Annotated in this window: 7 protein-coding genes; 2 read left to right on the top strand and 5 right to left on the bottom strand. The window is 41.6% G+C overall.

From position 1 onward, the window contains the following. The coding region (locus DDR33_RS01105) for a UDP-2,3-diacylglucosamine diphosphatase (protein WP_394341095.1) at window positions 1–761 on the top strand (761 nt) is incomplete at its 5' end. 58 nt (window positions 762–819) lie between these two features. Next, the gene (locus DDR33_RS01100) at window positions 820–1,284 is read left to right on the top strand and encodes a response regulator (protein ID WP_109413912.1); all 465 of its coding nucleotides are present in this window, start codon (window positions 820–822) and stop codon (window positions 1,282–1,284) included. Between the two features lie 9 nt (window positions 1,285–1,293). Here the strand turns inward: DDR33_RS01100 and DDR33_RS01095 are convergent, their stop codons facing one another. From DDR33_RS01095 to DDR33_RS01075, 5 genes are all read right to left on the bottom strand, one after another. After that, window positions 1,294–1,707: a response regulator gene (locus tag DDR33_RS01095; RefSeq protein ID WP_109413911.1), complete on the bottom strand. Its 414-nt coding sequence runs from the start codon at window positions 1,705–1,707 to the stop codon at window positions 1,294–1,296. A 2-nt stretch (window positions 1,708–1,709) separates the two neighbouring features. Next, entirely contained in the window at window positions 1,710–2,795 is a 1,086-nt protein-coding gene (locus DDR33_RS01090; RefSeq protein ID WP_109413910.1) for a hybrid sensor histidine kinase/response regulator, read from the bottom strand. Between the two features lie 89 nt (window positions 2,796–2,884). Further along, a complete protein-coding gene (locus DDR33_RS01085) occupies window positions 2,885–5,014 on the bottom strand; it encodes a sensor histidine kinase (RefSeq protein ID WP_109413909.1) in 2,130 nt (709 codons plus the stop codon). A gap of 9 nt (window positions 5,015–5,023) precedes the next feature. Beyond that, the gene (locus tag DDR33_RS01080) at window positions 5,024–5,788 is read right to left on the bottom strand and encodes a methyltransferase domain-containing protein (protein ID WP_109413908.1); all 765 of its coding nucleotides are present in this window, start codon (window positions 5,786–5,788) and stop codon (window positions 5,024–5,026) included. Window positions 5,789–5,813: 25 nt separating this feature from the next. After that, window positions 5,814–6,623, bottom strand: a complete 810-nt coding sequence (locus DDR33_RS01075) for a hypothetical protein (RefSeq protein WP_109413907.1) — start codon at window positions 6,621–6,623, stop codon at window positions 5,814–5,816. Window positions 6,624–6,741: the final 118 nt, after the last annotated feature.

The raw sequence follows: 6,741 nt of genomic DNA, 5'->3' as shown, positions 1-6,741 counted from the left end.
TCCGAATGTCCATACGAAATAAAATATACTTTGCTTCCGACTTTCATCTGGGAGTGGCTGACTACAAGCTCAGCAGGCAGAGGGAGGCAAATGTAGTCGCCTGGCTTGATTCTATTAAAGAAGATGCTTCAGAGTTATATCTGGTTGGCGATGTCTTTGACTTTTGGTTCGAATACCGGCACGCAGTACCTAAGGGTTTTACTAGGTTCTTCGGAAAACTCGCGGAACTTGCAGATCTGGGCGTTAGAATCATTATGTTCAAAGGCAATCACGATATGTGGATGTTTGGCTACCTCTCTAAGGAAATGGGAGTTGAGATCGTTTCCGATGAACTTATTATTGAAAGAGGAGGGAAGAGATTCTATATTCATCACGGGGACGGACTTGGTCCGGGTGACTTAAAATATAAAGTACTTAAGAAGATCTTCAGAAGCAAAGTGTGTCAATGGCTGTTTGCCCGGATTCATCCAAATCTGGGCATTGGTATCGCCCTTGCATGGTCGCGCCGGAGCCGGATTGCCGGTTTGAAAAAGGAACGTTTTCTGGGGGATGAAAAAGAATGGCTGGTAGTTTACAGTAAGGAGATACTGAAGAGGGAACATTTCGATTACTTTATTTACGGTCATCGGCATCTTCCTCTGGATATAAAACTTAATGAAAGCAGCCGGTATGTCAACCTGGGGGAATGGATCAGTTACTTTTCCTATGCTGTATTTGATGCTGAGGGGCTAAGTCTCCGGTATTTCAAAAGAAATGATTAAATTAGTATAACACTTTTCCTTTTTTTTCGTACTTTAATTACAGGCAATATTTTTCACTATGGCAGATAAGAAAATTGCAATATTATACGTGGATGATGAAGAGAACAATCTTATCTCTTTTAAGGCCGCATTCAGAATTAAATACCAGGTTTATACTGCAATAAGCGGGGATGAGGCAATACGCATAATGGAGACCAAACCTGTTGAGGTTATTATTACAGATCAGAGAATGCCTAACATGACGGGTGTTGAATTCCTGGAGAAGATTATCGAAAAGTTTCCTGATCCGATGCGAATCCTTTTAACCGGTTATGCCGATATGAGTGCCGTTGTTGATGCAGTGAATAAAGGGAAGATATTTCATTATCTGGCTAAACCCTGGGATGAAAATGAGCTCGATATGACTATTGAAAGGGCATACGAAGTATATAAAAAGAGGAAGGATGTAAAGGAAATGAACGAGAAGCTGGCAGTGTCGAATGACCAGCTGGAATTTCTTCTAAGACAAAAGCTGCTGTCCTGATAAAGGGCTTTAGCCGGTAGTCCACTCAATATCATTCTCCTTCAGAATCGCATCAAGTTCATTGAGCTGGAGAGGCTTATCCATCACTCCTTTCACCGATGGGTCCCTCCTGATTGAATCGATATCGTTTTTGTTCAGAGATGAGGTGATAGCAATAATAAAATACTGGTTCCTGATCTCTTCCGGCAACCGGTTAAATTCTTCAAGAAATTTAAATCCGTCCATAACCGGCATTAGTACGTCGAGCAGAACCACTGTAAGGATACCATTCAATGATCCGGCATTTTCTTTAATATGGCTGAGCGCTATATCGGCTTCCATATAGATGCTTATTTCAAAACTTTTTCCTGTATGCCGGATTAGTTTTTTTTCAATATAACAATCCAGTTCACTGTCATCGATAACAATAAACGATAATTTCATGGTTATTTGTTTGGAATTTTAACTGTAAATGTTGTGCCAACCTCCACCTCTGAATCGACTTTTATCTGACCATTCAATTTAAGAAGGGCGTTTTTAACATTGTATAAACCAAATCCAGCGCCTGCTGCTCTGGCGCTGGCACGAAAGAAAAGATTAAAAATGTCTTCCCTGTACTCTTTTGGAATACCTATTCCATTGTCTTTTACTACGATCGTTGCCTGGCCTCTGTTTACATCAATGTTTAGCTGTACCAGCCGGGGGGAAGGCCCTGTCTTTTGGTATTTGAAAGCATTGGATATAAGATTGTTCAATATCGTGTTGGTTACCATCTCATCATTACGGAAAGGTTCATTCACGTGTAAGTTTGTTTCAAACTCTATATTATTCGTGGTTGCATATACTTTATAAATATCTTTTAAATCATTCACAATTTTATTAAAATCAATATCTTTAATTATTAACCCACCTCTTTGTAAGCTATAGTATTCATGCATTCCAAGGATAAAAGTATCGAGCTTTTTTACGGATTTTTCCATGAGTTCCAGTAAAGGCCTTATTTCGTCGATATCATCCATGTCGCGTGACAGATTAATGGCGCCAAGGATTCCGGATAATGGTCCCCGTATGTCGTGACTTACGCTATAGGCGAATTTGTCGAGCTCATTATACGCCTTTTGCAGTTCTTCATTTTTTATATGAAGCATTGAGTTGGCGAGATAGAAATTATTCGATTCATTTATGGCGGAGATCAGATCCTCATATACCCATGGTTTTTTGACATATCTGAAGATATGACTTTTGTTGACGGCATCTATGACTGATTCGATATCTGCATAGCCGGTTAAGAGGATTCTGACCGGCAATGGATAGACAGTCCTGATCTCCTCAAAAAATTCGACTCCTGTTTTATCCGGCATACGCTGATCACAGAAAATGATCCGGATGTCAGGATGTTCATCCAAAAGCTTTACAGCATCGGCAGGTGTTTGTGAGATCAGCACATGGAAGTCTAACCTCAGCGTAGCCTTAAAACCTGTAAGGTTGTTAAGCTCATCATCAACATATAATATTTTTATTTTCCCCGACACCTGTATGAATGGATTTTATTCTTGTATGTAAGTAAAGAATTAAAGAGAGCAATTGTGTTAACTGGTATAAAATATACCGAATATCCTGATTATTGCCGAAGGGGCAACTGGAGCGTAAACCCGGTTCCTTGTCCGGGAGCAGAATTGACAATGATCTGCCCTTTGTGTTTATTTATGGTGTTATAAGCGATAGACATTCCCAATCCTGTACCTTCACCTACATCCTTAGTCGTGAAAAAAGGATCAAAGATCTTCTTTTTTGTGTTTTCATCCATTCCTGTCCCGTTATCCTCTATCGTGATAAAAACGCTTTCTTCGTTATATGAGGTGCTGATCCTGATCTCGCCGCCAGTGTTTTCGCCGTATCTTTTATTAATTGCATGGATCGCATTTGTAAGGATATTCAGGAACACCTGATTCAATTTCCCGGGATAACACTCGACCAGGGGCATTTCAGAGTATTTCTTTATGATCCTGATCCTGTTATTCAGCAGGTTATTAATAATGACGAGGGTAGACTCCAGTCCGGCAATTACATCAGCGCTTTTCAGGTCGTCTTCGTCGACCCGTGAGAATATGCGCAAGCCCTTTACAATCTCGGCTGTACGGGATGCGCCTTCATGTATACCTTTTAAAAGATGAGAGATTTCGATCTTCAGGTAGTCGAAATCAAGCTCTTCTTTCAGCTCGTCAATGCTTTTTTGTTTTTCGGGAATAGAATCTTCCGAAAGAGCCGTATTTTCAAGCTGAGTGATGGTTTCTAATAGCAAATCGAAGTCACGTTTCAACGGGTTTACATTGGAGGTGACAAAGTTGATGGGGTTGTTTATTTCATGAGCGATCCCTGCGGTTAACTGGCCTAAAGAGGCCATTTTTTCAGATTCCACCAGTTGACTTTGGGCCTGCTTTAAGTTTTCAAGGGTAACATTCAGCTCTTCGTTCGATTCCTTAAGTTCCAGGGTGCGTTCATTCACCTTGTTTTCAAGCATTACATTCTGTTCCCTTATAATCCGTGCATTTTCATTCGCAACCCTCAGCGCTTCAGCTTGCGAGAGTTCCTTTTCCTTCTTGAGAATGTTGATCCTGTCGGCAAGACCGAATGACAGAAGGGCCATCTCGATGGCAGAAGCAGCCTGCACGGAGTTAATGGTGAAGGTGTTGTAGGGAAATATCCCGTAGTCTTTCAGGAGAAATATCAGGGCGCCGGTTAATAAAACAGACCAGGCCGAAAAGAAGAACTTAGCCCCCCTGTGTCCTTTTATCAAAAGAAACAGGGATATGTAAAATACACCGACAGAAGAGATAGAGGTATTAAGCTGCATAAGCTGGAATGCCTCCCGGGTCCGTCCTGTACTTAAGATACCCAGACTGATTATAAAAAGACCTGTAAAGACCAGCAGGACAATGCTGAATTTTTTGTAATGAACCGTGAGATCAAGGAATTTTCTTGAAAACAGCAGGGCGGCGATTCCGCTGATACAGGCGAACAGCGTGATACTTAGTGAATCAAAGTGTGGTGAGCCTGGCCAGAGATACTGAAAGTTATAGCCCTTAAGCCCGAACTGCGTGAGTCCGGCGAACAGCACATATACAACATAATAAACATAGCTCCTGTCCTTAACCGAGAGATAAATAAACAAGTTGTACAGTACCATGATGAGCACTATGCCGAGATAAATTCCCGATAAGACGTTATCCCGGCTTGTGTGCAGGATCTGTTCTTTCTCATGGTTGAGATAAAGTGGGATAAAGATATGTTCCTGTCCTTTAACTCTCAGATAATACGTTTTTGTTTGTCCTTTCGGGATGTCCAGGGGAAAGATATAACCTGCTGTTTTATAAGGACGCTGACTGAAGCCCTTTTTACTGCTGATAAGCTTTCTTATGATCTTTCCATCAGCAAGAGTGATTAACTCCACTTCGTCAAGTCTCGGATAAGAAAGATCGAGCAAAAGGTGTGCGTCATCGCTTTGATTGTTAATCGTAAACTTCACCCAAACGCTATGTTGTGTTACTCCAATATTGGGTACGTCAGCTTTAACGGGCCGGAAATCCTGTGATTTTATCACCTTGCTTAAATTCAGCTCTTTCTCCGGATTCAATACGGATAAGCCTTTTTCTAATAATATCCTTCCGGATGACTGAGTAAAGATGATGTCAGCCTTACAAAAGAATGGTATTGCAAGAAAAGCCAGAATGATAAAATGCAGTCTGAACATAACTGAATGTTATTTAACGGCCGAAGCGATAATTAAGTTGATCGTGCAAACAAAATAGCCGCTGGCTTCCGCTTCTTCCAGATCTTTTATGAATGCTGTATGTTCATTTTCTGTCAGGTATCCCTTGTCTTTCATTTCTGTTAATGACTGGTCTAACAACAGGTAAGTAAAGATTTCGTTAAGAGACCTTACAACGAACGGATAAACTTCGAGTGAAATGTTCTTGAAATGAGAGCCTTTGAGAAGACTAGATGTTTCGCGTGCGACCGCCCCGTTATTTACCTTTTTTCCGGTAAGGTACTCATTTACTTTCTTTGCTGTTGATATGTCTGCGTTATAGAAAGATAAGCTGCTCCAATCTGTTTCAACGATGACAAAGGGGCTTCCCGATCGGAGTACACGATATGCTTCTGCTACCAGTGCGGCGGGTTCCTTCAGGTGCTGCAATAATCTTTCTGCACGGGCACCGTCTACCGACTGGTCATCAAACGGGACAGGGTAAGCCTCGGAAAGAATAAAATCGACATTCGGGACAGCTTCTGCAGAAGTTTTCGCTTTGTCAATCATCACAGGATCGTGATCAATTCCTGTCACTTTGACCTGCTGCCCCAGTATTTTCGCTATGTTGATAGCGTCTATACCTGGTCCGCAACCCAGGTCAAGAATGAGTCCCTGTTCAATTCCAGCAAATGGTTTATACGAGTTTTCCTTGATGTTCTTTAATACCAAAGCGGTACCCTCAAGGTAGTGGATGTTATAGTGTTTTTCCGGCATCTCCGATATGTTAATAATTTGTCCTTTACAGTAAATTCAGGTTTGTCTCATCTATTTTATTGGTCGTCCGCTGTTTCTGGGAGTTGGTGATTGTGTCAGCAAGGCTCCACTGATCCAGTTTCGGGATGTTAATTTCATAATGAATCTCAATTTCTTTTTTTCTGAGTACTTCAGTACGTACAATATTAGGGTTTTTTCTCAACTCCATTACGGCAGTACGATCCTCTTCGCTTGCAGTACTCAGGTTTTCAAGGTCTTCATAAATCATAGTTGTCGCTATCAGGTCGAGCTTAGGGTAATAAAAAGTTCCATTATTACCCACCCTTTTTTCTATCCGGTAACCGATAGTTTCGGAGAGTTTGACCGTATAGGGAGCGCAAAGGGCGAATAATGATTTGATGCCGATTTGAGGAGCTACGGCGAGACCGGCACGTGTCAGGAAAATACTTCCGATCCCATAGCCTGCAATTTCTCTCGAGTTCCATAAGCCGCACCCTTCGCCGGTTCCGCTTAAGGCGTATTGTTTCACCAGGTCATAGACGTAAGGATCCATAGCCCCTGTTGCCTGCTCAATAGGTAGCGGCTCGGTCCCTCCGGCTACGTGTATCCTCACCCCGCCAAAAACTTTTTTCTTATCAAGGGATTCTACAATCAATACAAAAACAGCAGGGTTATGAAGCCATTCATTCCGGGCGGATGTAATTTTTTGAATGCCAAAATTTGTCAGTACGTGCATGTGCCCATCCACAAACAAAGCACAAGTCTCAGGATCATCTATCGCCCTGAAGGCCCTTAGTCTTACTACTGGTTTATCTTTGCTTAAAACACTGTCCATTAAAAATTCCGGCTAATTCGCTTTTCCGGCAGCTTTTAACTGAATCATTTCAAAATAACAATTTTTTTTATTGTCTACCAGATTACAATACCGCTTGTTTTACCCCATGACAAAATTT

The sequence above is a fragment of the Pararcticibacter amylolyticus genome (genome assembly GCF_003130405.1).
Classification (GTDB): domain Bacteria; phylum Bacteroidota; class Bacteroidia; order Sphingobacteriales; family Sphingobacteriaceae; genus Arcticibacter; species Arcticibacter amylolyticus.
Note: the sequence above shows the minus strand (reverse complement) of the source record. Positions and strands in the feature narration are given on the sequence as shown.